The 26,168-nt window shown below is 37.5% G+C and carries 16 protein-coding genes; 1 reads left to right on the top strand and 15 read right to left on the bottom strand.

Annotated features, from left to right (window positions below; all coding sequences use genetic code 11):
• Window positions 1-224: 224 nt before the first annotated feature.
• The 9 genes from AC1DDK_RS07985 to AC1DDK_RS08025 all read right to left on the bottom strand — a co-directional run bounded on the left by AC1DDK_RS07985 (window position 225) and on the right by AC1DDK_RS08025 (window position 14,844).
• Window positions 225-1,190, bottom strand: coding sequence for an acetyl-CoA carboxylase carboxyltransferase subunit alpha (locus tag AC1DDK_RS07985; RefSeq protein ID WP_288884399.1), 966 nt, complete (start codon window positions 1,188-1,190; stop codon window positions 225-227).
• A 99-nt stretch (window positions 1,191-1,289) separates the two neighbouring features.
• Window positions 1,290-2,699, bottom strand: coding sequence for an MFS transporter (locus tag AC1DDK_RS07990; protein WP_288884398.1), 1,410 nt, complete (start codon window positions 2,697-2,699; stop codon window positions 1,290-1,292).
• Window positions 2,700-2,747: 48 nt separating this feature from the next.
• Complete coding sequence (locus AC1DDK_RS07995; RefSeq protein WP_337717220.1) at window positions 2,748-5,066, bottom strand: glycoside hydrolase family 65 protein; 2,319 nt, start codon at window positions 5,064-5,066, stop codon at window positions 2,748-2,750.
• Between the two features lie 51 nt (window positions 5,067-5,117).
• Window positions 5,118-5,783, bottom strand: coding sequence for a beta-phosphoglucomutase (gene pgmB / locus AC1DDK_RS08000; protein WP_288884395.1), 666 nt, complete (start codon window positions 5,781-5,783; stop codon window positions 5,118-5,120).
• Window positions 5,784-7,631, bottom strand: coding sequence for a glycoside hydrolase family 13 protein (locus AC1DDK_RS08005; RefSeq protein WP_337717222.1), 1,848 nt, complete (start codon window positions 7,629-7,631; stop codon window positions 5,784-5,786).
• A gap of 93 nt (window positions 7,632-7,724) precedes the next feature.
• A complete protein-coding gene (locus AC1DDK_RS08010) occupies window positions 7,725-8,732 on the bottom strand; it encodes a SusE domain-containing protein (protein ID WP_172661539.1) in 1,008 nt (335 codons plus the stop codon).
• Between the two features lie 25 nt (window positions 8,733-8,757).
• Window positions 8,758-10,347, bottom strand: a complete 1,590-nt coding sequence (locus tag AC1DDK_RS08015; protein ID WP_172661540.1) for a RagB/SusD family nutrient uptake outer membrane protein — start codon at window positions 10,345-10,347, stop codon at window positions 8,758-8,760.
• Between the two features lie 13 nt (window positions 10,348-10,360).
• The gene (locus AC1DDK_RS08020) at window positions 10,361-13,339 is read right to left on the bottom strand and encodes a SusC/RagA family TonB-linked outer membrane protein (protein ID WP_172661541.1); all 2,979 of its coding nucleotides are present in this window, start codon (window positions 13,337-13,339) and stop codon (window positions 10,361-10,363) included.
• A gap of 494 nt (window positions 13,340-13,833) precedes the next feature.
• Window positions 13,834-14,844 (bottom strand): LacI family DNA-binding transcriptional regulator, encoded by a 1,011-nt coding sequence (locus AC1DDK_RS08025; protein ID WP_172661542.1) that lies wholly within the window; start codon window positions 14,842-14,844, stop codon window positions 13,834-13,836.
• 176 nt (window positions 14,845-15,020) lie between these two features.
• Here AC1DDK_RS08025 and AC1DDK_RS08030 point away from each other — a divergent pair, with 176 nt between their 5' ends.
• Window positions 15,021-16,169, top strand: coding sequence for a fatty acid desaturase family protein (locus tag AC1DDK_RS08030; RefSeq protein ID WP_288882037.1), 1,149 nt, complete (start codon window positions 15,021-15,023; stop codon window positions 16,167-16,169).
• A gap of 104 nt (window positions 16,170-16,273) precedes the next feature.
• Here AC1DDK_RS08030 and AC1DDK_RS08035 read toward each other — a convergent pair whose 3' ends face one another.
• From AC1DDK_RS08035 to AC1DDK_RS08060, 6 genes are all read right to left on the bottom strand, one after another.
• Window positions 16,274-17,686, bottom strand: a complete 1,413-nt coding sequence (locus AC1DDK_RS08035; protein ID WP_172661544.1) for a calcineurin-like phosphoesterase C-terminal domain-containing protein — start codon at window positions 17,684-17,686, stop codon at window positions 16,274-16,276.
• A gap of 34 nt (window positions 17,687-17,720) precedes the next feature.
• The gene (locus AC1DDK_RS08040; protein ID WP_288882036.1) at window positions 17,721-19,307 is read right to left on the bottom strand and encodes a DUF5689 domain-containing protein; all 1,587 of its coding nucleotides are present in this window, start codon (window positions 19,305-19,307) and stop codon (window positions 17,721-17,723) included.
• A gap of 26 nt (window positions 19,308-19,333) precedes the next feature.
• Window positions 19,334-20,899 carry a SusD/RagB family nutrient-binding outer membrane lipoprotein gene (locus AC1DDK_RS08045; protein WP_288882033.1) on the bottom strand — a complete coding sequence of 522 codons (1,566 nt, stop codon included), beginning with the start codon at window positions 20,897-20,899 and terminating at the stop codon, window positions 19,334-19,336.
• A 10-nt stretch (window positions 20,900-20,909) separates the two neighbouring features.
• Window positions 20,910-24,368 carry a SusC/RagA family TonB-linked outer membrane protein gene (locus AC1DDK_RS08050; protein WP_337717224.1) on the bottom strand — a complete coding sequence of 1,153 codons (3,459 nt, stop codon included), beginning with the start codon at window positions 24,366-24,368 and terminating at the stop codon, window positions 20,910-20,912.
• 107 nt (window positions 24,369-24,475) lie between these two features.
• Window positions 24,476-25,504: a FecR family protein gene (locus AC1DDK_RS08055; protein ID WP_337717226.1), complete on the bottom strand. Its 1,029-nt coding sequence runs from the start codon at window positions 25,502-25,504 to the stop codon at window positions 24,476-24,478.
• A gap of 81 nt (window positions 25,505-25,585) precedes the next feature.
• Window positions 25,586-26,155: an RNA polymerase sigma factor gene (locus AC1DDK_RS08060; RefSeq protein WP_172661549.1), complete on the bottom strand. Its 570-nt coding sequence runs from the start codon at window positions 26,153-26,155 to the stop codon at window positions 25,586-25,588.
• Window positions 26,156-26,168 lie beyond the last annotated feature (13 nt).

A 26,168-nucleotide genomic window follows, 5' to 3' on the forward strand; every position in this document is an offset into this window, starting at 1 on the left:
ATTAATTAGCCAGATCCCTTTCCAAAATTTAGAAAATTATTAAAAAACATAACAGAAAAAGGCCCCGATAAAATTTCGGGGCCTTTTTCTGTTATTACAAATTTAATTATATAATCCTTTGATTATTTTAGGCGGTAGGAAGCGAGTTTTCTGTGAACCGACCTAGCGTTCATTTGGCTCTTTTTCTGAGCCAAATTAATGCAGCCGGGGAGCAGAATGCGAGCTTACCCTTCTACAACAACTCCCATTGTGCAGAATTTATCAATCCTAGTGGCAATCATCTTCTCAGTTTTCTCCTTAGTAAGCGTTTTCAAATCATCGAGAATCTGCTTTTTAATAGTTCCAGCCATTTGTTCTGGGTTTTGATGTGCACCACCAAGTGGTTCTTTTATAATACCATCGATAAGTTTGTTTTCGAACATATCATCAGAAGTCAGCTTTAAACATTCTGCGGCTCTTTCTTTATAATCCCAGCTTCTCCATAGAATTGAAGAACAAGATTCCGGAGAGATTACCGAATACCAGGTATGCTCTAACATATACACTTTATCTCCAATACCAATACCCAAAGCTCCCCCAGAGGCACCTTCACCAACAACAAAACAAAGGATTGGTACTTTTAGCACAGACATCTCTAATAAGTTTCTGGCAATTGCCTCTCCCTGTCCGCGCTCTTCAGCCTCAAGCCCAGGATATGCACCCATCGTATCTATAAAAGAAATAACAGGTTTGTTGAACTTCTCAGCCAGTCTCATTAGGCGAAGTGCTTTTCTGTAGCCTTCAGGATTAGCCATTCCGAAATTACGGTATTGACGCTCTTTTGTGTTTTTCCCTTTCTGATGGCCGATAATCATCACCGTTTTACCATCAATAGTAGCAAATCCACCAATAATTGCTTTGTCGTCTCCTACAGTCCTGTCGCCATGCATTTCAATAAAATCATCGCAGATCATGCTGATGTAATCTAAAGTCTGAGGCCTTTCCGGATGACGAGACATTTGAACTTTTTGCCAGCCTGTTAAATGGCTGTAAAGTGTCTTCTGCGTTTGTTCCAATTTTTCTTCAAGCTCTGCCAAGGTAGCAGACATGTCTACTTTTGTCTTATCAGCAACCTGTTTAACCTTTTCAATTTGCTGAACAAGTTCAGCTAAAGGTTTTTCAAAATCAAATGATGTTTTTATCTGTTCCATAAGCGGGCTGTAAAAATAGGTATTTTATTTTACCTGTTCAACTCCTTTTTATTGTAGATACAAGTTTACGGTAAGTTTATAATCAGGTCAACCTTTATGTTATAAATCTGTACTTACATGTTTAATAACCTTTGGATCAGTAATCAGAAAATTAGCCAACCCTCCGATAATTAATGAAGTGCCTGCAAGTAACATGGCATTAATGGCTTCCTTACCAAAAATTAAATGATAAAGAAAATTTAACCCTCCAGTTGCCGCTATAATTTGTGGAATAACAATAAACATATTAAAGATCCCCATATACATCCCCATTTTCTTTGCATGTATCGCACTTGAAAGCATCGCATAAGGCATAGAAAGTATACTACCCCACGAAATTCCGATTAATATAAAAGAATAAATCAGATATTCCGGATCACGAATAAAGTACATCGAGATAAACCCAATGCCACCTGCAAGCAAGCTAATCATATGAATATATTTTCTATTGATATCCCGCTTTGCCGCATATAGTGTTAATATTAAGGCAAAAGCCATCGATGATAAGCCATACATCCCCATATAAGAACCTACAAGATCAGCCGCATTGTTATATGCCTTACTGGCATCAGCAAACAGTGCTTTTGATGCAACATTACTCATATTATAGGCTTGTTCCATAGGCAATGGTGCTTTAAAAACATGATCAGTTAATGCGGGCGTAGCCAAACTCCACATAGCAAAAAAAGCGAACCAGCTAAAGAACTGTATTATTCCAAGAAGTGCCATAGTTTTTGGCATATTGGATATACTTTGAAAAATTTCCTTAACTCCGTTTAAAAGTCCCCTACTCTCATGGTTTGACTTCTTTAGTTCTGCGAGATCTTCCGGAGGATATTCTGAGGTCGTAAAAATGGTGTATAATATTGATAAGAGAAAGACTGCTCCTCCTATAGCAAATGCTATTTTAATTGAAAGAGGAACTATGCCAGGATCAGCAACATTTGATACACCTAATTTATTCACTAACCAAGGTAAATTACTAGCGATCCATGTGCCTACCCCGATAATTAAAGTTTGCATTACAAAACCGTAAGACCGTTGAGATTCAGGCAACTTATCGGCTACAAGGGCTCTAAAAGGCTCCATACTTATATTTATAGATGCATCCAGAACCCACAAACATCCCGCTGCAACCCAAAGTACAGGTGAATGTGGTAAAAAGAATAAGGTTAAGGTGCTTAAAATGGCTCCTATTAGAAAGAAAGGTTTCCTGCGTCCCCACGTTGGGTGCCATGTCCTGTCGCTTAAATAACCAATTATTGGCTGCACAAGTAAACCTGTTAGCGGCGCAGCTACCCAAAGCATCGGAATTTCGCCTTCGCTTGCCCCCAGGGTTTGGAAAATTCTTGACATGAACCCACCTTGTAATGCAAATCCAAATTGTATTCCTAAAAATCCAAAGCTCATATTGAAGATATTCCAAAAGGATAATCTTGGTTTAGCTAGTTTAATGCTACTCTTTTCCATATTAAAATTCAATCATTTGTGCAGATGAAGACATAACTTTAACTCTTATCATACCACTGTTCCATTATAAGAAATCACCTTTTCACCTTTGGGAATACTATATAATTCATTGAATATAAGCACTTCAAGGGTTTGCCCTGAATTGTTGGTGATGATAATTTGGCGTATAGTTATCTTTATTTTTAATTGTACTCCTCTAAAACCAATGGTAAACGAAAAAGAATCCCACTGTTTAGGTAAAAACGGACTGAACTTTAGTTGATTGTTTCTTACACGCATTCCTGCAAATCCTTCAACAATACTCATCCAGGTACCTGCCATAGAAGTGATGTGCAGGCCGTCTTCTGTATCATTATTATAATCATCCAAGTCCAAACGCGCTGTACGTAAGTAAAATTCATAAGCTCGTTGCTCGTCGTTAAGTTTTGCTGCTAATATGCTATGCACACAGGGTGAGAGCGAGCTTTCATGAACAGTTCTGCTTTCATAAAAATCGAAGTTCTTCCTTAAGGTTTCCAATTCATAATCATCTTCAAAGAAATACATTCCCTGTAGCACATCCGCCTGTTTAATGAAACCCGATCGTAATATTCTATCCCAACTCCATTTTTGATTAAGAGGCCGTTCTTCCGCCGCCAAGTCCTTAACCAGAATCTGCTCCTTATCCATAAAACCATCCTGTTGTAAAAATACTCCTGTATTTTCATCATAAGGATAATACATATTGGTAACTATTTTGGTCCAGTCGGCAAACTCCAGCTCCGCATTCAGATTTGCATTTAATATTACGTTCTGGTATTGCTCAGGGTATTTTTCCTTCACTATTTCCGCCACTTCAACAGTATATTTCAGGCACCACGCTGCTAGTGTATTGGTATACCAGTTGTTATTAACGTTATTCTCGTATTCGTTTGGCCCAGTTACCCCCAGCATTACATACTTATTCTTTTCTGTACTCCAATTAACCCTTTGTTTCCAAAAACGAGCAATGCCAATCAAAACTTCTAATCCATATTCACTTAAGTAACTTTCATCACCAGTATAACGGACATAGTTAAATATGGCAAATGCTATGGCTCCATTTCTATGAATTTCTTCGAAAGTTATCTCCCATTCATTGTGGCACTCTTCTCCGTTCATTGTTACCATCGGATATAGGGCGGCCCCATCTTTAAAACCAAGCTTTGATGCGTTTTCAATTGCCTTTTGAAGATGTTTATAGCGATATACCAATAAGTTTTTAGCTACTTCCTGAGGAGCTGTTGATAAATAGAAAGGAATACAATAGGCTTCGGTATCCCAATAAGTTGAGCCACCATACTTTTCTCCCGTAAACCCTTTAGGTCCGATATTTAACCTTGCATCTTTACCCGTATAAGTTTGATTTAATTGAAATATGTTAAATCTAATTGCTTGCTGAGCAGCAACATCACCAGCAATGACAATATCGCTTTCCTGCCATTTAACTGCCCACGCATCTGAGTGTTCTTTCAGCAACTGTTCAAAACCCTTGGCAGAAGCTTGATCGATTACTTGTTTTGATCTTTCAATTAGCACCTGCTTCTCGTGATTCTCGGAAGTTAGATTGGATACAATTTTATAAACATCAATCACATCGCCCTGCTTAACATTTACCTTAACTGTTTGGCCAAGGTATTTTTCACTCATAACCGGACTTAAGCTTACACTTTCATTATTTATCAGTATGGTTGATCTTGCACTCGTGCAAACATCAAAATCAGTTTTTTTTGTTTTTAGTAATAAATAATCGGTATTCTTATCCTGCTCTTTACTTACCTCATTCCAGAACTTTTCATCATAATTGGAGTCTTCATTCTTTACATCTCCATCAATAAAAGAAGTAACAGATAATACAATGTTTTCAAAGTTTAGTGGCACCAATTGATAATGTAATGCTCCCACTTCATCATCTATAATACTGCAAAATCGTTTGGCAATAACTTTAACAGCTTTCCCATTTTTATTTTCGGCAATAAATGAGCGTGTAAGATACCCCTCCTTCATATTTAATACACGTTTGAAGGCTGTAACCTTACAGTTATTGAGGTCAAGGGTCTCATCCCCAATCCTAATATCAATACCTACCCAGTTTGTGGCATTAAGAACTTTAGCAAAATATTCAGGATAGCCATTTTTCCACCATCCAACACGGGTTTTATCTGGATAATAGATTCCTGCCACATAATTTCCCTGAAGGGTTTCTCCTGAATAAGCTTCCTCAAAATTAGCACGCTGTCCCATCCGACCATTGCCGATGCTAAAAATGCTTTCTGATATTTTATTTAAATGTGGATCAAAGCCTTCCTCTATAATATTCCATTCATCTGGTTTTATATAATTCTTCATCGTCTATTCTTCTCTGGTAGTTAATGTTAATTGGCCTTATGCATTTTCAAATTAATTATTCCTTAGGGCAAGGATTTTACCAAGTGTAATCTCTGACAAGTCTTTTGCTATTAAGTGCGTTTCTTTCAGATGTTCTTCATCACCTATTCCAATAACTTTCATATTTCCAGCAAGTGCAGCCATTACCCCTGCTTGCGCATCTTCAAATACAACACAGTTTTCAGGTTCTGTATTTAACATTTCTGCCGCTTTCAAAAAAACTTCTGGATCTGGTTTGGAGGTTGTTACTGAATTACCATCCACAATTGCATCAAAGAAATGTGCAAGATTGGTACGCTGTAAAATAATAGATGAGTTTTTACTTGCCGATCCTAAAGCGATTTTTATACCTGAAGATTTTAATTCGGTTAATAATGTTAAAGAACCAGGCAGCACCTCATCTGTTGTCATTTTATTGATCATAGCTACATACCATGAATTTTTGAGACTTGCTAATTCTTCTTTTTCTTCAGCAGATTTCTGCATACCACCCCAATCCAAAATCATTTCTAATGAACGCATTCTGTTTACTCCTTTTAATTGCTCATTTTGCAATTGAGTAAAATCAAAGCCCAATGAATTGGCCAGCTGTTTCCATGCTTTATAATGATAAACTGCTGTATCTACCAATACTCCATCAAGATCGAATATGCAGGCTATTTGTTGTGTATGTTGCATCTAGTTTAATTCTAAAACAAGTGTTGTTTTTGCGGGAACTGAAATGGTTTTAATACTGCCTAATTTTTCTTTTGTGAGGACATTAGTGGCAGAAGTAAACTTTGAGAGACGCTGCTCAAAACGAGAGGTATCTAACTCTTTTACTTTATCTTCCGTGTTAACAACAATCATGACATCTTTTTTACCAACTTCAGTATATCTGAAATAAGTGTACAATCCATCTTCAGGTACAAATTGCATTAACTTACCTGTTTGCAATGCTATACTCCCTTTTCTATAGTTGGCAAGAATACTGATATGATTCCATGCTTCATTTTCCTGAACCGTGCGACCGTTCTTTGTAAATTTATCAGTCTTATCTCCCTCCCATCCACCTGGAAAATCAGAGCGCACCAATCCATCAGGGTTAGAAAAGTTTTTCATTAGTATTTCTGTGCCATAATAGATTTGAGGTATTCCGCGCATGGTTAATAAAATAGACATACCTGTTTTGAATTTATTAAGGTCTTCACCAACCATAGAATAAAACCTACTCATATCATGATTGTCAAGGAAGACTACATTCTGGTCTGCATCCTTATAAAGGAAGTCTTGAGCAATGGTGGTGTAAAGCCTAAAGATCCCATCAGTCCATCCCGACTTCCCATTCAAGGCTTCATAAATTGCATTTTTGATAACCGCATCGGTTATTCCTGGCAATTCGGTATCAAAGCCTGGCCTTACGGTGCTTCCCCCAGTAAAAAAAGCTTGAGCTGCAACAGAATTCACAAGCGTTTCACCAAAAATAGATAGGGTCGGGAATTCGGCCTTTAGTTTTTTAGCCCAATCTCTCATATATTCAGGTTCATTATACGGATAAGTATCTAATCTTAATCCATCAATACCTGCATATTCAATCCACCAGATGTGATTTTGAGTAATGTAATTTTGAACGTATAGGTTTTTCTGATTGAAATCTGGCATTGAAGGCACGAACCACCCGTCAAGCATTTTTTTCTTATCTGTTTCAGAAGCATGCGGATCCATTACAGGCTCATCACGATAGCTGGTTTGTGTATAAGTCGGCCATTGATTAACCCAATCTTTCATTGGCATATCATTATAGAACCAATGACCGGTTCCCATATGGTTATGCACAACATCCTTAATCACCTTTAGCCCTTTTTCGTGTGCTTTATTAACATATGTTTTGTAAAGCTCTAAGGTGCCATAGCGCGGATCAATTTTATAATGATCGGTAGCAGCATAGCCATGATATGAAGCAAGTGGCATATCATTTTCAATTTCCGGTGTCATCCAGATGGTGGTAATACCGAGGTCTTTTAAATAATCGAGTTTACCAATTAATCCTTGCAGGTCACCACCATGACGGTAATACATCGAATCGCGATTCAACTTAGTTTCGCGCATGCCCTTTATTACATCATTAGATTTATCACCATTTGCAAAACGGTCTGGCATTAACAGATAAATAAGATCTTTACTTGTTACTCCCTGAATTCGGGACGAAGATTGTTCTTTGTTTTTAAGTTCGTAAACATATTGCAGCTTCTTTTTGCCATTTTTATTAAATACAATCGGGAATTTACCTGCCTTAGCTTCTGCGGATATTTCAAGATCAAGGAAAAGATAATTTGGGTTTTCAACTTTATGAATTTCTGCAAGTTTCACTCCAGGATAGTTGATCTCTGCCTCTAAAGCAGCTATCTCAGTGCCATGTACAAGAAGTTGTAACTTGGGATTGTACATTCCAACCCACCAAAACATAGGTTCAACACGTTCTAGCTTTTGGGCATTAACCCTTGTCGTTAATAAGACTAGAAACAATAGAATAAATGATTTCCTCATTTTTTAAGTTTAATCGGTTATAAAAAATATGAGATTAGGCGATATATACCCCGCAAAGATTGAGCATTGCGGGGTAATATCTATATATGAAAGTTAGTTTTTAACCAGGGTATACTTCAAATTGTTTACGTCGAATGTAACGGTATAACTACCTCCCGAAGTAACTTTAATATTGCCTCCATTAAAAACTGCAGTTCCACCACTACCGCCATAGTTCACATCCCATTTATGATCTTGCCTGAATTTCATTTCACCAATTTTTAAATCAGCTGTAACTGTCCAAACGCCATGGGCATAGGCCATATCTGTATCTCCATCCCATCCTTTTGGTGTTGCATCTCCAATAAGTGCAAACACTATTGGAGTAATTTCTATTTGATTTTTGTTTAAATCAACAAAAAGCTGAAATGCACCTGCAGCAGGAGCTTTAAAATTATCACCTGCAGTCGGACTTATTTTACCACCCCCCGCATCTCCATAAGCAATATCCCATTTTTTAGCTGGCGTAATTTTAAATTCAAGATTACCCGGAGTAAATCCAATTACGCCCTTAAATTCACCATTCCCTGTAGGAGAAATTAGGCTGTCTGCTGTTTGTGGATTCCAGCCCTGATATGCACCAGGAACATAAATCCATGTAGTTAACGGGAACGGTCGTGCACTAAGTGTTAATGCATTACTGTAAACCGGCGCTACAGCACTGGAAATTGACGACTTAATCCTCATTTCTATTTCTGAATTTTCAGTAAATGATAAATTCAGTGCCAGCAACAAATTATTAAAATCAACACCCTTAAATACTTTAGAGAGTGCATTTGCTTCTAAGGCAACTTCTTTAGGTGTTTTAAAGTCCGTCCCTTTAACTGCCAATTGAAGCACATTTGTAATACCAGCCTGATATCCGAATGATGCATTAGTTAAATCAAGTGTAATTACATCGGTATTTAGCTTAGCCTTATCCAATACCAATGTAGATACAGATGACTTTAAAGTTCCCGGGGTACCCGAGGAGGCAACTACCTTTGTTTCCTCTTTTTTACAAGACCAAAGCCCTATGGTTATTAAACCTAAAGCAATGGATTTTATGATTAGTGATTTCATCTCAATAATTCTTCTTTATGTTAAATTAATAACCTGCGTTTTGGACTAAATTTGTATTAGCAATAAGATCTGCAGATGGTATCGGGAACAAATTCCTTGTATCAGATACTCCGGTACCAGCTTTAGCACCACCTTTAAATGGCCATACATACGAAGCATTTGTATATTTACCATAACGGATTAAATCTGTTCGACGAAAACCTTCCCAATACAACTCCCTGGCTCTTTCATCCAAGAAAAAAGGAATTGATAGAGAGGCCACATTTCCGGAAGTGTTACCATAAGCACGTTCACGTAGGTTATTTACATAAGTAAGGGCCTGAGCTGCATTACCGCCAGAGCCTCCTCTGGTAACAGCTTCGCTATAAATCAAATATTGTTCAGCCAGGCGGAATAATGGAAAATCAAGAGAAGAAAACTTGCCCTCAATCGAAGGAGCTGGAACCCCTGCTGAGTTTACATTTCTAAATTTAGTAACTCTTAAACCATCAGAGAAAACACCCATTTCATCGTTGGCAAGCTTTGTTCCAAAGAACATCGCTCTTTTATCAGTGTTACCGCTGTAATCTCCAAAAATCAGAGGAAGGGGGTTCTTAGTACGGTTGCCCGCCCACCCACCGGTTGGCACACCAAAAGAAGCCGGATTCATATCTCCATTGATAGCTGCGTTGATAAGATATGTTGTTCCTCCATCATTCTGAGTATGAATGCCATCATAATTAATGGTTAGAATTAATTCATTTTTACTTGTAACGTTATTATCTGTTAGAAATAGGTTTTTATAAGTACTGGCAAGAGAATAACCGCCATTAATAACTTTACTCGAATAGGTAATTGCTTCTGTGTATTTTGCCGTGCCGGTGTATATTTCTGCATTTAGATATAGCCTTGCCAATAGGGCCCAATCAGCACCTTTATCAGCTCTGCCGTATTCATTCGTTTGGGCATCAGCAAGATCAGATTCAATTGCTTTTAGTTCTGATTCAACATAATTAAACAAGTCTGTACGCTTGATTTGTTTAGGCGGAACTTTACCAATAACATCGTTTTCAGTTATAAACGGAGGATTCCCAAAACCATCTAATAATACCCAATACTGAAATGCTCTTAAGAATCGGGCTTCGGCGCGGTATTTCTGAATAGCCGTAGCATCAGCCCCTGAAATCCCTCTTGATGAAAGTTTCTCTGGTGTACTTTCACGAAGGAATTCATTACAAACAGTAATCTGATAAATACTGCGTGAATATAACCCTCTTAAAAATGTAGTTTCTGAAGTCCAGGTCATCTGATTCAAATCAGGAATTCCAGTATCATTCCAAGAACAAATTGCTTCATCTGAAGTTAGCTCTTGCGACATCCAGAACAATCTTAAAAAATCGGTAAAACCAGGATTCAGGCCACCTATATCACTTTCAGCAGTTGCGCCACTTGAATGGGTTAAGGCATAGCTTGCATACAATTTCACCAATTCTTGCTTATAACCTGCCGGTGTTGAATAAACGCTGGACGCTATTTGATCATTGGTGGGTGTTAAGTTCAAATCACTCTTCTTACATGAAGAAACAGACAGCCATACAATGGTTGAAACTGCTAATACTTTATATAAATTTTTCATTCTATTTCTCTAATTAAAAACCAACATTAAAACCTAAAGTATATGTTCTTGGTCGTGGATACAGGTTATAATCAATCCCTAGAATTGATTCCGGATCCAGGCCTTTATACTTTGTAACTACGAATACGTTCTGACAATTAGCCGATATACGCAAAGTCATATTATTACTTTTGGATATTCTTCCTGCGTCGAAAGCAATCCCGGCATTATCCATCTTTAAAAAAGATGCATTTTTTATATAATAATCACTTAGGTACTGGTTATTAGTAAAGTTTGTATTATAGATATCGGTAGTGGCATTGTTTATCAAACCTGTAGGGCTTAGGATATTTCTTTTAACACCAAAATTTGAAGAAACATTATCATAGATGTAATTGCCTAGATTAGCTCTTAGAACTGTGCTTAAAGTCCATTTTTTGTAATTGAAAGAAGTATTAAAACCAAATGTGAATTTAGGATCAGGTGCTTTGTAGAAATACTGGTCACCCGTATTAATAATACCATCTCCATTTAAATCTGCATAAACACCCTCCAGTGGTTTATCATTTGAGTCGTAAACTTGTTTATACACATAAAAAGAACCCGGAATCTGGTTGATTGCATTGTATTTTAGGTTTATTCCTGTACCACCTGTGATACCACCCGCATCAATTATAAACTTAGGGTCAGGGTTTAGAGAAAGATTGGTTACCTTTCTTTTATTGTAGGCAGCATTTACTCCAAAATCCCAGTTGGCATTTTCACCTTTGATTACCGAAAAGTTCAAATTAACCTCTGCTCCTCTTACATCCATATTACCAACATTGGTTAACAACCTGTTGTTAAAATTGGTTCCAGAAGGAATATCAACAGTCGATAATAGATCTTTTGTTTTTTTATAATAAACATCAATCCCACCATAAATGCGTCCATCAAAGAAACCGTAGTCTAAACCAGCGTTATAGGTTGTAGTGGTTTCCCATCTTAAATCAGGATCGTAAGCTGCTGGTGTATAATAGTCGTAAAGAGTATCTCCAATCTGGTATTGTCCTTGCCCGGTATTTGAATAGTACTTTGACAAATAATTATAGTTACCAATTCCATCTTTATTTCCGGTTTCTCCATAACTTAATCTCAATTTCAAGTCAGACAAAACTTTACTGTCTTTAAGAAAATCCTCGCCAATTATTCTCCAGGTAAAACCTACAGAAGGGAAATAACCCCAGCGATTTTCTTCTGCAAATCTCGAGGAACCATCGGCACGCATAGTTGCTGATAGAATATATTTATCTGCAAGGGTGTATACAAACCTGCCATAATATGAAAGCAATTTTTCACGCTCTACTGCAAACGGGAAAGTTGGCGTTGATATAACTTCTCCGGTACCTTTGTAACTAGCAAAGTTATATGTAGTAGATGAGTTGTCATAATATCCATAACCTGCAGTTACATCGAACTTGCTTTTAATACTTTCGACATATTTGGCATAATTTAAATAGAACTCCGAAACTTTATTTCTTTGAGTGCCTACTGATCGTGTAAATGAGCCTTGTGTGGCTGCACTCTGAGCTGCATATATTGGCACACGAACGGTTCCATAACCTTTTGAAACATCATAGCCTAAATTAAGGTTAGCGTGTAATTCAGGTAAAAAATGAAAAGAGTAATCAAATTGCGCGTTACCAAAGCTTCTCTCAGTTTTTCCGTTATTATCTTTTAATCTGATCAATCCAACTGGATTTCTTGGCGCATTCGGATTAGGAACATCCCCCTGAATCCATTCAAAATAGTTACCGTACTTATTCTCTGCATAAACTGATTGGGTAGGATCAAATTGGATAGCATTTTGTATCGCATCCTGATTTGCAAAATGAGCTTCTGTTAATGATCCTTTTAAATTCAGGTCAATTTTCAGGTGGTCACCAAATAACTTTGGTGAAATTCCGAACCCACCAGTAGCGCGTTTTAATCTGTCTGTTATTAGCAATCCTTTTTGGTCTAAATAGCCCCCAGAAACCCTATATGGCACTCCATGGAAAGCTCCAGAAAGACTTAAATTATTATCTGTTGTGAATGAATTATTATAGATTTCATCTTGCCAATCCGTATTGGAATTCCCTAGCAAAGCTTTAAATGTATGATCAGGATTGTCATCATATTTAACATCTGGATTATCATTAACAACTGTTCTTATCTGATCGGCAGAAAGTACTCCTACTTTTTTTGCAATAGTTGCATATGAATTATTTGTGCTGAAATTAATTACCGGCGTACCTGCAGAACCCTTTTTAGTAGTGATCAAAACTACTCCATTAGAAGCCCTTGATCCATAAATTGCCGTTGCATTTGCATCTTTTAGTACAGTAAAGCTTTCAATCTCATTTGGGTTTATTAACGCAAGTGGACTTGGAGCATTACCAATAGTATTACCACTTAATGGCACCCCATCAATTACAATAAGGGGGTCATTACTTGCATTAAGAGATGCCCCCCCTCTAATCCTAATAACACTTCCAGCACCGGGTGCCCCACCATTTGAGGTAATGTTTACACCCGAAACCTTGCCTTGGATTAACTGCTCTGGGGTAGTAATTGCTCCTTTCTGGAAATCTTTGGCACTAACAGTGGTAATTGATCCTGTTAGGTTCTTCTTCTCCGAAGTACCATAACCGATTACAACCACTTCGCTAAGATTTTGAGCGTCTGGCTTTAAATTAAAATCTACATTCGTGTTTCCGCTGATAGTAACCTGCTGATTAAGGGTCTCATAACCTATGTAGGTAACAGTAACAATTACAACACCATTCTTTAGCCCACCTAGCTGAAAAATTCCAGTGGCCGGAGTAGTGGTACTTTTATTTAAACTTTTGATCTGTATTGATGCTCCTGGCAAAGGCAATCCAGTTTCATCGAGCACTTTTCCAGTTAGTGAACTGGTTTGTGCATTTGCTGCAAAAACAGCTAGTGTTAAAAGCACCAGAAGACAGTGCTTCGTAAGGTAAAATACTTTCATATTTGGGCTCGTTTTTTAGTGTAATATTTGGTTAATGTTAACAGTATGTAACAGTTATGGTAAATTTACAAGCGCACTTGACAAATCAAAATTTTATATCATATTTTTTTTTAACACCATATTTTATACTTCAAAACAATAAAAATAGCTTTATAAATTTGCAAGCTAATTTTCCATAAAACAACCTAAAAAATTAATAATTATTTGATTATAAATAATTTACAAATTAAAATAAAGCTATTTAGTGTATATTTTACACTTACATATTTTTGATCATTTCTTCGGGAACGTTACCGGGAACGTTCCCGAAATTTTCAACATATTTTACTGCCGCTCCTTATGATTTGGAATGAAATTCTGCGTGAAATCAGAAAATCGCCATTTTTTTTTGAAAAAAAAAAGCAAAATAGACCATAAAAAGCAGCTCTGTTTTTTCGTTAAAAAGTATCGTTTTTTGGATGCTGGATCGTTACTCTTTTTATTCAGGTTTTACCTCAGATTTCGGTCGATCTTCTCTTGATTAGTTTTGAATTAAGGACGATCTTTTCATTTGGATTTACCGAGGATGGATCTTCTAGCATTTTAAACAAAAGCAAGGCTGCTTCGACACCAATTTTTGTAGCCGGCTGTGTAACTGTTGTTAATGAAGGGTTCAATAAAGGAGCAATCTCCAAACTAGAAAAGCCTATTACTTTGAGCTCCTCAGGAACAGAAATTTTTAAATCATAACAAGCGTAATAGGTTGCAAATGCAAGGCGCTCAACGGAAGTAAAAACACCGTCGGGTTTTAACTGTGTAAGTACCTTTTTCAAAATCACATTATTTTTTGGGTAGCTGTTTGTACAATCAATTATAAGGTCTTCATCGTAAGGTATCTTATATTTTACTAATGCATCTATATATCCCTGCATCCTAAATTTACCTATAGAAAGGTTTTTATTGATAACCAGATAAGCTATACGGGTACATCCTTGCTTAATCAAATGTTGGGTAGCAGAAAAACTACTGTCATAATCATTAGTAATTACTCTGGGTGTAATAATATCTTCGTAAACACGATCAAAGAAAACAAGAGGTAAACGTTTTTGCGTAAGCTCATTTAAATAATTATGGTCATTAGCCTCACCTGAAACAGACATTATAATTCCATCTGCCCTCCCATTATGTAAATGTCTGATAAAAGATACTTCTTTTTGGTAATCGTCATCTGTAGCATAGATCAGAATGTGGTAGCCCTTTTCTCTTGCTACACGCTCTATTCCATGTATAGCCTGAGAGAAAAAGTTATTTGCCATCTCAGGAACAATTACTGCAATAGTTCTGCTTCGCTGCTCTCTTAAATTGCTGGCATGGTGATTAGGCTGATAATTTAGCTCCTTTGCCATCGTTAATATCCGCTCTTTCGTCTCTTTACTAATATCGCTATTATCTCTAAAAGCTCTTGAAACTGTTGAAGTTGATAAATTTAGTGCCTTAGCTAATTGCTTTATATTAACGTTATCCATCCAATTTTAATGATTTATATAGAATCACTAATTCACGGTAAATATAGATGAAAATCTAAACTCATAGTATTAACGTAATTAAATAATATAACGTTTACACCATGTCTGCATATTTATGGTACATTAGCTGAATATCATAGGGATATAGACAATATTAAGAAGAGGGAGAACAATTCATGACGAAAAAGGTCAAGTTTACTAATGCCAATAAATCTGCATTTTATGCAACTGTACGTTCAAGAGTTGATGCTTACTTTACTGAAAACAATGTTTCTACCTATGCAAATGGACAAATGTGGTTTAAGGCTTATTTTTTTCTTACAGGTCTTGTAGGTACTTATTTATTAATTCTTACCGCTAGTTTAAGCCTCCCTATTATGCTTTTACTAGCTATTATTTTAGGTATGTTTGGTGCTTTTGTCGGGTTTAATGTTTGTCATGATGCCATCCACAAGGCACTTTCACCTCACTTGGCAGTTAATAAAATCTTCAGTTTTGTTTTTAATCTAATTGGTGCAAGCCCATATGTTTGGAATATATGCCACAATATTGTACATCATACCTATACCAATATTGCAGGACATGATGAAGATATTGATGTGGCGCCAGGTCTAATTCGTTTTTCAGATGCTGAAACTGTTAATAGAGTTCAGCGTTATCAACATTTTTATGCATTTGTACTTTACAGCTTTGCTATGCTATCTTGGGTATTTAGAAAGGACTATAAAAAATTCTTTCAAAAGAAAATAGGTGAGCATGTTTTAACACACCCAAAAATTGAATATTTTAAGCTTTTTTTTTACAAAGGAATCTATTATTTCCTATTTATAGTCCTACCGTTAATAATACTTGACGTCACCTGGTGGCAATTTCTAATTGGGTTTTTAGCAATGCAATTTTCACAGGGACTTGTATTAGGCCTTGTTTTTCAATTAGCGCATGTGGTTGAAGGCACAAGCTTTCCAAATCCGGATACCCATGGCAATATTGAAGAGGCCTGGGCTGAGCATCAAATGAGAACAACAGCCAACTTTGCAACAGACAGTAAATTAACTAGCTTTCTATGCGGAGGATTAAATAGACAAATAGAACACCATCTTTTTCCTAAAGTATGCCATATACATTATCCTGCCATTGGTGGGATTGTTAAGGAAACCGCAGCAGAATTTGGATTACCTTACATCGAAAGTTCCACTTTTGGCGCAGCATTGGTATCCCATTACAAGACACTTCGCAAATTGGGAAAAGAAACTTATGCTGAAAACAAATACATTAATAAATCTTCCTGCTTATTTACACGGAAAGTGTCTGCAGCATATCTATAGCATACTTTAATGTGGCTATATCGTAACCTTTAGTTTTAAATAAGTGGGAATCGTCATTCCGAAGCAAATTCAGAATGACGATATTATCCTATAGTAAGTATACCTTAAACAGTTATTTCTTTCTTATACTCAGTTCCAAAACGATCCTTAACTACCACTCTAACCCTTTTTACAGATGGTTTAAAATGAGCAACAAATAAGTGATCAGTCTGGTTTGGTTCAACAAACTTTCTCGGATTCGGCAATTCAGGTCCCTTGTAAAGTTCAATTGCCATAGGATCAAGGCCCAATTGATGCTCCATTAAGCCTAGAGTCTCTCCATCAAGATAATAACTTACAGTCCATTGAGGATCCCAATTCCACACATTCACAATCAATCGCATCTGATCTGTAAGTTTATCCACATACAATCGCATTTGTTCGTTTCTATCTTCTCCGGTAGCTTTATAATACCACTTTAACTGATTCCCTTCAACATTGTATACCCCATACCCCCTGGGTGTTCCGTCTCCACAGATCGGGCCAGTCCACCATGCTCCGCATACCGCTCCATGATTATGTTCAAAGATGCCATTGGAAATGTTATTAGCATTCACATGGGTGTGCCCAGACATAATGTGTACATTATCATATTCTTTTAAAAGAGCATAAAAATCAGTATTATTTTTCACTTGGTTATAAACCGGTATATGGAGGTTGATAATTAACAAACTGTCTTTAGATACCTGTTTAAGATCTTTCTCTAACCAGTTGAGCTGATCTTCTGTTATGAAACCATCGTATTCCCTCTCATTGCCCAGATAACGCACATCGTCCAGTACAACGTAATGTGCCTGTCCCCGATTAAATGAATAATAGGTTGGCCCATACATTTCCTTGAAGGTTTTATCCGAAGTTTCATCTCCTCCCATACGGTAATCCATATCATGGTTTCCTAGTGCCTGAAAAAACGGAATGTTCATCTGGCTCACCGCTTCATTATAATTTTTGAACAGTGTAAGATCGTCCCATACCAGATCACCTACACCGATGCCATGAACTAGGGTATCTTTTGGAAAAGACGCAATCAGCTGCTGAACATCAGGCACAGTAGTGTTCATCATCTGCGCCACATCCTTTTTATTCTTAACCTGAGGATCTGCCCAAATGATAAAAGTATGTTTATCATCTTTTACCTTTAGCGGTTGCAACACGAAATCATATTCATTTTTGCTGCCCAACTTCTCATATTGTCTGGCAACATTATAATCAGTTTTAAATTCATATCCTGAAGGGGTACTCATAAAGATACTGCTGGCTCTTTCATGAGGTGTAATCGAATAATTTCCACTTGAATCTGTAAGCACCACCGAAAATCCATCAGAAACAGCAACATTAGCAATTCCCTTCTTTCCCGAACTTACTTTGCCGCTTATAGTTTTATTTCGCTTTAAATTATCAAAAGCGCTTGATTTTAGTGTAATAAAGGCACAGCCCGTAATTAAGCCAAAGCTTTGTATAAAGGATCTTCTATTCATCTTCTATTTCAATCATTATAATTCAATTGGCTATTTATTTGATTACTGTAGATGGATAACCTTCAGGATTTTCTTCCGAGGGTCCTGGAAACACTCCTTCAATTTCACTAAGTGCTGAAGTTTTAGTTAATTCTATTGCAACCTGACGTCTTGCTTTCATCCATTTTCCTAATGCAACATCATAGATACCCCCTAACTTATTAAAGTAACCCTTATCGGCTTCAGTATAAATAAAATTCATCGTGTTTGTGCCACTGAGGTAAAAAGGAGTAGGTTTCAGATTATCTGACAAAACATCTACCTTATCATATAGGTCAGTATTGGCTACACGATAGCCCAAACCGGTTTCTGCATTGTATAAACTCCCTCCTGAACCAATAAACACAACATCTACAGGATCTGTATTCACGTCGATTTCTGTACCTTCAAAAATAGCAAAGCCTGAGGCATTGCCACTATTAGCAAATAAACCAGTGGTTTTTAGTCCGAAACCATCACCATCACTTTTTGTATAATCAAACGCCCGGATCCACTTACTACTGCTCATAGATGTAGACCCCGATCCATTGATCATTTTGCCGGCACCGCCTACATAAAAAAACTCTCCCTTGTTTACAGTTCCTGAGGTTAGGTTGAATTTAAATGTTCTTGAATTTCCAGTTGTAGCGCGACTACCAGTTGCCCAGCCTAAAGTTGGGAAGCCTGTTGGGTTCGTTGCACCGGCATTATTCGTAACAACTACAGAATAAGGTGTTACTGAAAAATCAATAAATTTAGTCGCCTTAAATTGCATATATTCATAATTTCCATCTCCACCTTTAACATCGGCCATGTAACCGGTAATAATCACCGGTGCAACCTCTGGCACTGAACTTAATGCTTTAACATCTTTTAAGGTACGTATCCGATGCTCAGGAGTAAGTTTTCCATTCACATCTTGTTTATTGAAAACAATACCGTAATAAACTGCATTAAAATTAAGATTCCCTGCATTGGCAAATGTCGCCGTAGCCTCGGTATGCAAGGTAATGTTATCAAAGCCATCATTAATAGGTTTATCCCCAGCATATGTTGCAGTGCTTTCTACTGCCGGGTCAAAACTTGCCTTTACAATAGCTACAAATGTACTTTCATAATCATTTGGATTTTCTTTGATTTTGCTACTCGCTACTCTGTTTTTTGGAATTGGCCTACCAGTTGCAATTTTCGTTATCGCACTAGAACTCACCCCGGTAATTTGCAATATACCATCTAAGCGTTTAAGCACACTACCAGCAATATTTATCTGGACCGAATCTCCAGGTGCATACTCTGCAGCTGCTGCTCCTATGGGTATAGAAATACCTCGTACCAAGCCTAGGCGTCTGTATTGTTCTATCACTAAAAGCCCCGAAGGTAGGTTATGTCCGGAGTGATCCGAAATCACAATCCCTTCTACACTTGTTGATCCAAACATATTATCTGCATTAAGGGTAAGATCTACTCCCTTATATAGATTTCTAAGATCATATATAGGAAGGTAAGAACTAACTGTTCCGCCCGGATAATTCTCTTTTTTGCATGCTAACCAGCCCAGGGTTACCGCGAGTAAAATGATGCTGTTAAATATTATTTTCTTCATGTGAGTATCTTCGATTTTTAGCTGGTCTATGGTTTTTGCCACCATACATTAGTAAATATTTCGTCTTGTCCTTGTGCAGCCACGGCAGCCTGATAATTGGTTGGATTAGCCGATTGCACATACACCGGATAAGTCATTCTGGCTGGCATTACACCTCCATTTTTCAATCCTGGTCCTTTAGGTAATACCGGATGACCTGTACGACGATATTCAAACCATTGTTGCATATCTACCAAAAACAAAGCATAATATTTTTGGATATGGATCTGCTCCATTTTTTCATCTTCCGATAGGCCGGCATTCCAGTCTATATCCGCCTCAGTTACATATTTTTTAAAAACAGCTGTCGATGGATCTGCGACGAATGTAGGTACCCAATAATTAATTGCATTAGCTATTCCTTTATTATAATAGGTCTCCGCAGATCCGCTGACCCATCCTTTCAATGCCGCTTCTGATAAGATAAATTGCAATTCAGCATAGTTCATTATTATTCCCGCTAATGGCGATTGTTGCAACGACCTTGCCCCTGCAGCCTTACCGCCTACTTCTTGATCGCTCGAGTAAAAATACGAGCGTTTAACAGCCCCGGCACCTATAGAATAACCACTTGGTACACCCGACATACCAGACCCTGTAGGGTTAATACCCAAACGGCAAACACTGTTATCACCATACGTAGAAATATCAACACGTGGATCCTGCCAATCACGAAGCCTGTTAATAAAGAAGCTGCACATAGCAGGGGTTCTGAAATCTTGAACCCTAATGCCGTTTACATAAGGGTTTACATAAGCACCTACTCCCGCTTCTCCTGTCCATTTTAATACCGCAGACTCGTTATTATTACTCATAATTGGGTATTTAGCTGCGTTAGTATCTACAATCTCCTTTATCTTAGCTATACTAGTAGGCGCAACATCAGCTTTTCCCGAAACACGGAGCAAAAGTCTTAGATATAGTGAATTTCCAAACTTGCGCCATTTGTCTATGTTTCCGTTATATACCGGATCACTTAAATTTTCAATTGAAGTGTTTTTAGCAAGCAAAATGTTAGCCTCCTCAAGTTTCTTAAACAGATCTAGGTAAATATCCTTTTGCTTATCAAAAGCAGGTTCAACAATACCATTTCTTCCTTCTCCTGCTTGTGCATAAGGTACATCGCCATAAGTATCTGTAAGCATTGAAAATACCCATACCTGACAAATAAGTGAGATACCCTGATATGATGGATTTAAATTCTCAGGTTCGCCTGCCAGATTGTATATGTCTTTAAAGTTGTTTATCTGTATGTACCAGCTATTCCATAGGTAGTCAGACCAGGTACGTCCAAATTCATACCGCATTACGGTAGCATCCCCATCACTTATGCTCACAGTCACCTGCATTAACTCGTTATTAAAATTACGATTGCGTATCATGTTTGCGCTCAAAGTATTCACAAGTGACGGTGCAAGAAGCTTTTCAGGTATAGTATTGATAATGTTAATAGGATCTGTATTTATCCCTTCAAAGTCTTTATCGCATGACGAAAGGGTAATAGTCGATAACAACAACAAACCTCCAAAAACTTTATATATGATATTTTTCATTTTTTAATAATTAAATTCCAACAACTAAATTAAATCCAAAAGTTCTGGTTGATGGAAATTGCCCAATCTCAAAACCCGTCACAATATCTGATCCGCTAAGGGTACCAAACTCCGGATCAAACATCGGCCATGGCGACCAAATAAATAGGTTACGACCATAAATACCCAATGTTACCGAGGATAATCCTGTATTTACTAACCATTTCGGATGAAATGAGTAGTTAAGGCTGGCTTCTCTGAATTTAATAAAATCTGTACTGAAAGTGCTACCCTCTGCATTCTCTGACCCCATGTGCGAACGATAATAATCATCAATATCATAAGCAATTACATCATTTGGCCGATAAGTCCCATCAGGATTCTGAATTACTCCTTTACCAATAATACCACTATACCTACCAGGAAGAGTACTGGCTAATTTGCCTTGCTCCACCATTTTATAGTTTAGCAAAGAATGCCCTACTGCACCTACCTGTGCATCAAATAGCACATTTAAACTAAATCTTTTGTAATTAAAATTATTACCAAAACTAAATTTAAATTTAGGTGTCGTATTTCCAATATAAACTACATCAGAAGTAATCTTTGCATTACCTGTTACCGGGTCATATACGATCTGCCCATCTGGCGAACGCACGTATCCTCTTCCGTAAAGGTCACCCATACTTCCACCAACCTTTGCTACAATCTGTCCCCCGGCAATCGGGCCGGTCCTTAGAATAATAGAACTGTCAGGCAAGGAAACAATTTTATTCCTATTCGCAGCAAAAGTCATATAGGTACTCCACATAAATCCACTCCGGTGTTTTATTGGAATAGCATTAAGTGCCACCTCAATACCCGAATTATTGATTTGTCCGGCGTTGATAATAGCAGTATTGTATCCCGAAGAACGGTCTACTGTACGGGTTAGGATCTGATTTTTAGTATTGCCTGCATAATATGCCACATCTAATCCCAAACGGTCACCAAAAAACCGCAAATCTGTTCCGAACTCATAAGTTGTGGTTTTTAACGGTTTCAAATTCGGATTGGGTAATGTTGATGGATTTACAAGGGCGCTATCAGGATATGTTCCGTTTGATGCCAGCGAGTAGGTATATGAAGTTCGGTAAGGTGTAGTACCTCCGCTACCCACTTGCGAAACCGACGCTCTTAACTTCGCCAGACTCACAGCTTTAGGCAATTTAAAGTAATCAGATAAAGAGAAGCTTAAGCTAGCTGAAGGATAGAAAAAGCCAACATTATCTGTCCTGTTTGGTGTGGCAAGTACACTGCTCCAATCCTTACGACCAGTGATATCCAGGTAAAGATAGTTCTTATAGCTTGTAGACAATACTCCGTAAAAGCTGTTAATTCTATACCTGCTGGTATCTGGGATTGAAACCAAGGGATACAAGTTATTTTCAAGGGTATATTCACCAGGTATCTTAAGTCCATCAGCTCTAAGATCTGTTTTGTTATATTTATTTCTTAACTGGCTCCCACCTACAGTTGCAATCATTTTCACATCCTTACTGATATTTTTATCGTACTTCAGTAAAAAATCTATATTGGTTTCCTGACCATAGATCTTCTGCTCACGATACGATCCAGTTGGAAGCCTGCTTCCCGCATCATATGGACGTTCCTGAGCACGACGCTCCGATGCCAAGTCCATTGTTGTACGCAACTGAAGGCTTAATTCATTCGTAAATTGATAACTCGCCTGCACGTTTCCAGTTAAACCATTACGACCACTTCTGTTGATGAATTCATGCGATATCGCATAAGGATTTTCAGGAAAACTGCTGAATGGATATTCAATTAACTTATTTTCGCTGCCATTAACCCAGTAGTTCTTTAACCAGTTCAGGTCCGCGCTTGGCTGCCAGAAAATGAACCAATACATTAAAGATTGGTTCCCATAACCATTACCTGGCAAATTATCACTAAACCTATTGTTGTAATTGACCTTGGCAGATATATTTAATTTAGATGTAATTTTTGAATTCAAAGACAAGGCTACTGAAGTTCGCTCCATGCCAGTTTCAGGAACAATCCAAGTATTATTCTGATTAGTAATAGATAACCGGGCTGCAGTATTTTTATAAGCACCATCCAGCGTCAATGAATTGGTTAAATTGGTACCTGTCTGGAAAAAATCACGTATCTGATTTTTGTATGGAACCCATGGTGTTCTTATTAATCCTTGTGTTTGAGTAACCGGATCATATTGATAGAACATCTGGCCATCAAAACGCGGTCCATATGCAGAGCTTGTACCACTGGTGCTTGCACCATCAGAGCTCGCTCCATAAGAATAATGAGCTGCACCATCAAGTCCCTGCCCATATTCGTATTGCAGATCAGGCCAACGATTTGGCGATTCTACCGAACCGTTAGAGGTAAATTTAATCCCTAGTCTTTTTTTCTTACTATTTCCAGATTTTGTGGTAATAATGATGGCACCATTTGCACCCCGCTGACCATACAAGGCTGCTGCGCCCGGGCCTTTTAATACCGTTACACTCTCTATGTCTTCAGGGTTAATGTCATTTACACTACTTCCATAATCCGCTGGCATGTTATCGCTTCCTGTCCCATAAACAGCGTCAGATGCGTTTGCTGTTCGCCTGCCCCCACTATTATTAATTACAACCCCATCAAGTACAATTAGGGCCTCGTTATCTCCTGTAAGATTATTTTCGCCACGAAGAATAATTTTATTGGAACCCGCCGGACCTCCGTTTGACCGTACCAGGTTTAATCCAGCAACTTTACCCGACAAAGCATCACTCCAGTTTGAAGAAACAGCATCAGTCAATTGATTACTGTCAATCTTAGTAACTGCATAACCTAAAGATTTCTCTTCTCTTTTGATTCCTAAAGCAGTAACTACAACTTCCGACAAATCATTTGAAGATGGCTTTAATGTTGCGTTTAAAGTAGTTAGGGAATTCGCTTTAATCGCAACGCTCTGTGCAATAAATTTTTCATAAGAAATAAAGCTTATTTCAACTGAATAAATACCCGGAGCAACGTTTAGGGCATATTTACCATCATCTTCTGTCTGTCCTACTACCCCGCCTACTATTCGTATAACAGCTCCCGGAAGTGCAGCGCCTGATTCATCAACCACCTTACCTGTTAGCTTTCCATTAGTTTGAGGCTTAGGTATGATAAGTATATTACTGGCACTGGATTGTTTGAAAGTAAAGGATGTACCATTTAGAAGAACGTTTAAAGTTTCTTTTACAGAACGATTTGCTTTATTGATCCTCACAATACGCTGATCATTTAATTGCGTATTGCTGTAGTTTATAGATAATCCACTTAATTTCTCCACTTGCAAGAAAGCATCTTTTAGTGTAATTCCTTGGGCTTCGAAGAAGATAGTCCTATCTATATTTGTTTGCGCCTGGGCTTTAAATATGCTGAACGAAAATTGTAAAAGCACCAGTATGGTCAACAACCATAACTTTTTCATATATTTACTTTGTTTATACTTATTTATTCTTGAGTTTAAATTTTGACTTGAATGCCTGGAATTGTTACCAGCAATTCCGGGCTATCTTTACTATACTTCAGGTAGATCTAATTCATAGTTTTTCCTCCTTTTTGATTAGCACGATATATATAAATGTTCCCGTTTTTCTTAGTATAAGTTAGGCCAGATAATACCATTAACTCGTCCATAACATTATTCAAAGGCATGTTTTTAAACTTCGCAGTTACCCTGGTATTTCCAATACCAGAATCAATAAACTCAATCCTAACACCGTAACGATGCTCCAACGATGACATAACTTCATGTATGGGTACACCATAAAAAACAAAGTGATTTTTGATCCATGAACTTACGTCTGTAGCTTCTGTGGCGTCAAAAGCATAAAGCCCGGTTATTGTGTTGATTTCAATCTGTTCATTAGGGGTCAGGTATCTAACTAAATGACTCTTTCCCTCAATGGTATTCATCACGCCCACTTTCCCACTATTTACTGTTACCGTCACTTTATGATCAGAAGCAAATGCCTTTATATTAAAAGAAGTTCCTAGTACAACTGTTGAAATCTCACCACTTTGTATAACAAAGGGCCTTCTGCGGTGCTTTACATCAAAAAATGCCTCTCCGTCCAATGAAACCGATCGCTTGTTGCCATTAAAATTCTTTCTATATTTTATTTTACTCCCCCCTGCGAGATAAATCACCGAACTATCTGGTAAAAGAATCTTAGACTGCTGACCTTCAGGATTGATAATCTCAGTATACTCTACTGCAGTACTTTCTTTATAAGAAGTGTGTTTATACCACCATAAAGACATGGAACCGACAATTAATATCGATGCAGCGTAAGCTAACCAATGTATTTTTCGGCCAACATTAACAATGTTACCTTTTTCTTCCTTTTGAATATGGATACTGATGAGCTTCCAACTAGTTGGCTCTATCTCATCAGCTTTTTTAAAGTAAGATTTTGAAGCTTCTAATATTTGCATGGTTTCCCTGAACTGCTCCTGATGATTTGGATGCAGTTCAAGCCACTCATGCAATTCGGTTAGCTCCTCATCACTGATTGTTTTTTCAAAATATGCAATTATTAACTGATAGCTATTGTCTTCCATTATACCTGTCTCTAAAATGAAAGACAGATTTTAAGCGCACAGTTACGTAGCGAAGTATATTAAAGTTATGTTAATAAATGATTAACCCCGGGAAGTAAGGTTAGTAGAATCCTTTAGCATTCTTCTTAATTCTTTTATTGATTGATATAGAGTGGTTTCTACCGTTCTTATAGAAATACCCAATACCTCTGAAATTTTCCTTTTATCAACCTGATCAATCCTGCTCATTAGCAAGATCTCCCTTTGTCTTTCAGGCAGTTTATCAATCAAACGTAGTATCTTGCTTACCGACTCCGTGCCAGACAGTATTCGAAAAGGCGTGTGGGTGTCCTCAAAAATGTGATTTTGAAAAGAAATATCTTCAATGGAATCAACCGGATCCTTTTTCTTCTGATTATAGTTTATAGAGAGGTTCCTTGCTGAAGTAAAAAGATAATTTTTAATGTTCAGGATAGAGCTATCACTTCGTCCGTCCCAAATTTTAATGAACAAGTCGGCAATGATCTCTTCTGCTGCTTCATAATCTTTAGTATAGACAGCACAAAAATGACATAATGGTTTATAATACCTATTAAAAAGAGTTTCAAGGGCTACCGAATCATTTTTTCTCAAAAGATCGGTCAATTCTTCATCTGTAAGTTTTAGATACATCCCTGGTTCTTCA

Source organism: Pedobacter sp. 05T44 (assembly GCF_056395985.1).

Coding starts and splice junctions, on each gene's coding strand:
- AC1DDK_RS08035 (WP_172661544.1), bottom strand. CDS start 17,686: ATGAATAGAAGATCCTTTATACAAAGCTTTGGCTTAATTACGGGCTGT.
- AC1DDK_RS08060 (WP_172661549.1), bottom strand. CDS start 26,155: ATGTATCTAAAACTTACAGATGAAGAATTGACCGATCTTTTGAGAAAA.
- pgmB (WP_288884395.1), bottom strand. CDS start 5,783: ATGCAACATACACAACAAATAGCCTGCATATTCGATCTTGATGGAGTA.
- AC1DDK_RS08005 (WP_337717222.1), bottom strand. CDS start 7,631: ATGAGGAAATCATTTATTCTATTGTTTCTAGTCTTATTAACGACAAGG.
- AC1DDK_RS08055 (WP_337717226.1), bottom strand. CDS start 25,504: ATGGAAGACAATAGCTATCAGTTAATAATTGCATATTTTGAAAAAACA.
- AC1DDK_RS08010 (WP_172661539.1), bottom strand. CDS start 8,732: ATGAAATCACTAATCATAAAATCCATTGCTTTAGGTTTAATAACCATA.
- AC1DDK_RS07985 (WP_288884399.1), bottom strand. CDS start 1,190: ATGGAACAGATAAAAACATCATTTGATTTTGAAAAACCTTTAGCTGAA.
- AC1DDK_RS07990 (WP_288884398.1), bottom strand. CDS start 2,699: ATGGAAAAGAGTAGCATTAAACTAGCTAAACCAAGATTATCCTTTTGG.
- AC1DDK_RS08020 (WP_172661541.1), bottom strand. CDS start 13,339: ATGAAAGTATTTTACCTTACGAAGCACTGTCTTCTGGTGCTTTTAACA.
- AC1DDK_RS08025 (WP_172661542.1), bottom strand. CDS start 14,844: ATGGATAACGTTAATATAAAGCAATTAGCTAAGGCACTAAATTTATCA.
- AC1DDK_RS07995 (WP_337717220.1), bottom strand. CDS start 5,066: ATGAAGAATTATATAAAACCAGATGAATGGAATATTATAGAGGAAGGC.
- AC1DDK_RS08015 (WP_172661540.1), bottom strand. CDS start 10,347: ATGAAAAATTTATATAAAGTATTAGCAGTTTCAACCATTGTATGGCTG.
- AC1DDK_RS08050 (WP_337717224.1), bottom strand. CDS start 24,368: ATGAAAAAGTTATGGTTGTTGACCATACTGGTGCTTTTACAATTTTCG.
- AC1DDK_RS08045 (WP_288882033.1), bottom strand. CDS start 20,899: ATGAAAAATATCATATATAAAGTTTTTGGAGGTTTGTTGTTGTTATCG.
- AC1DDK_RS08040 (WP_288882036.1), bottom strand. CDS start 19,307: ATGAAGAAAATAATATTTAACAGCATCATTTTACTCGCGGTAACCCTG.
- AC1DDK_RS08030 (WP_288882037.1), top strand. CDS start 15,021: ATGACGAAAAAGGTCAAGTTTACTAATGCCAATAAATCTGCATTTTAT.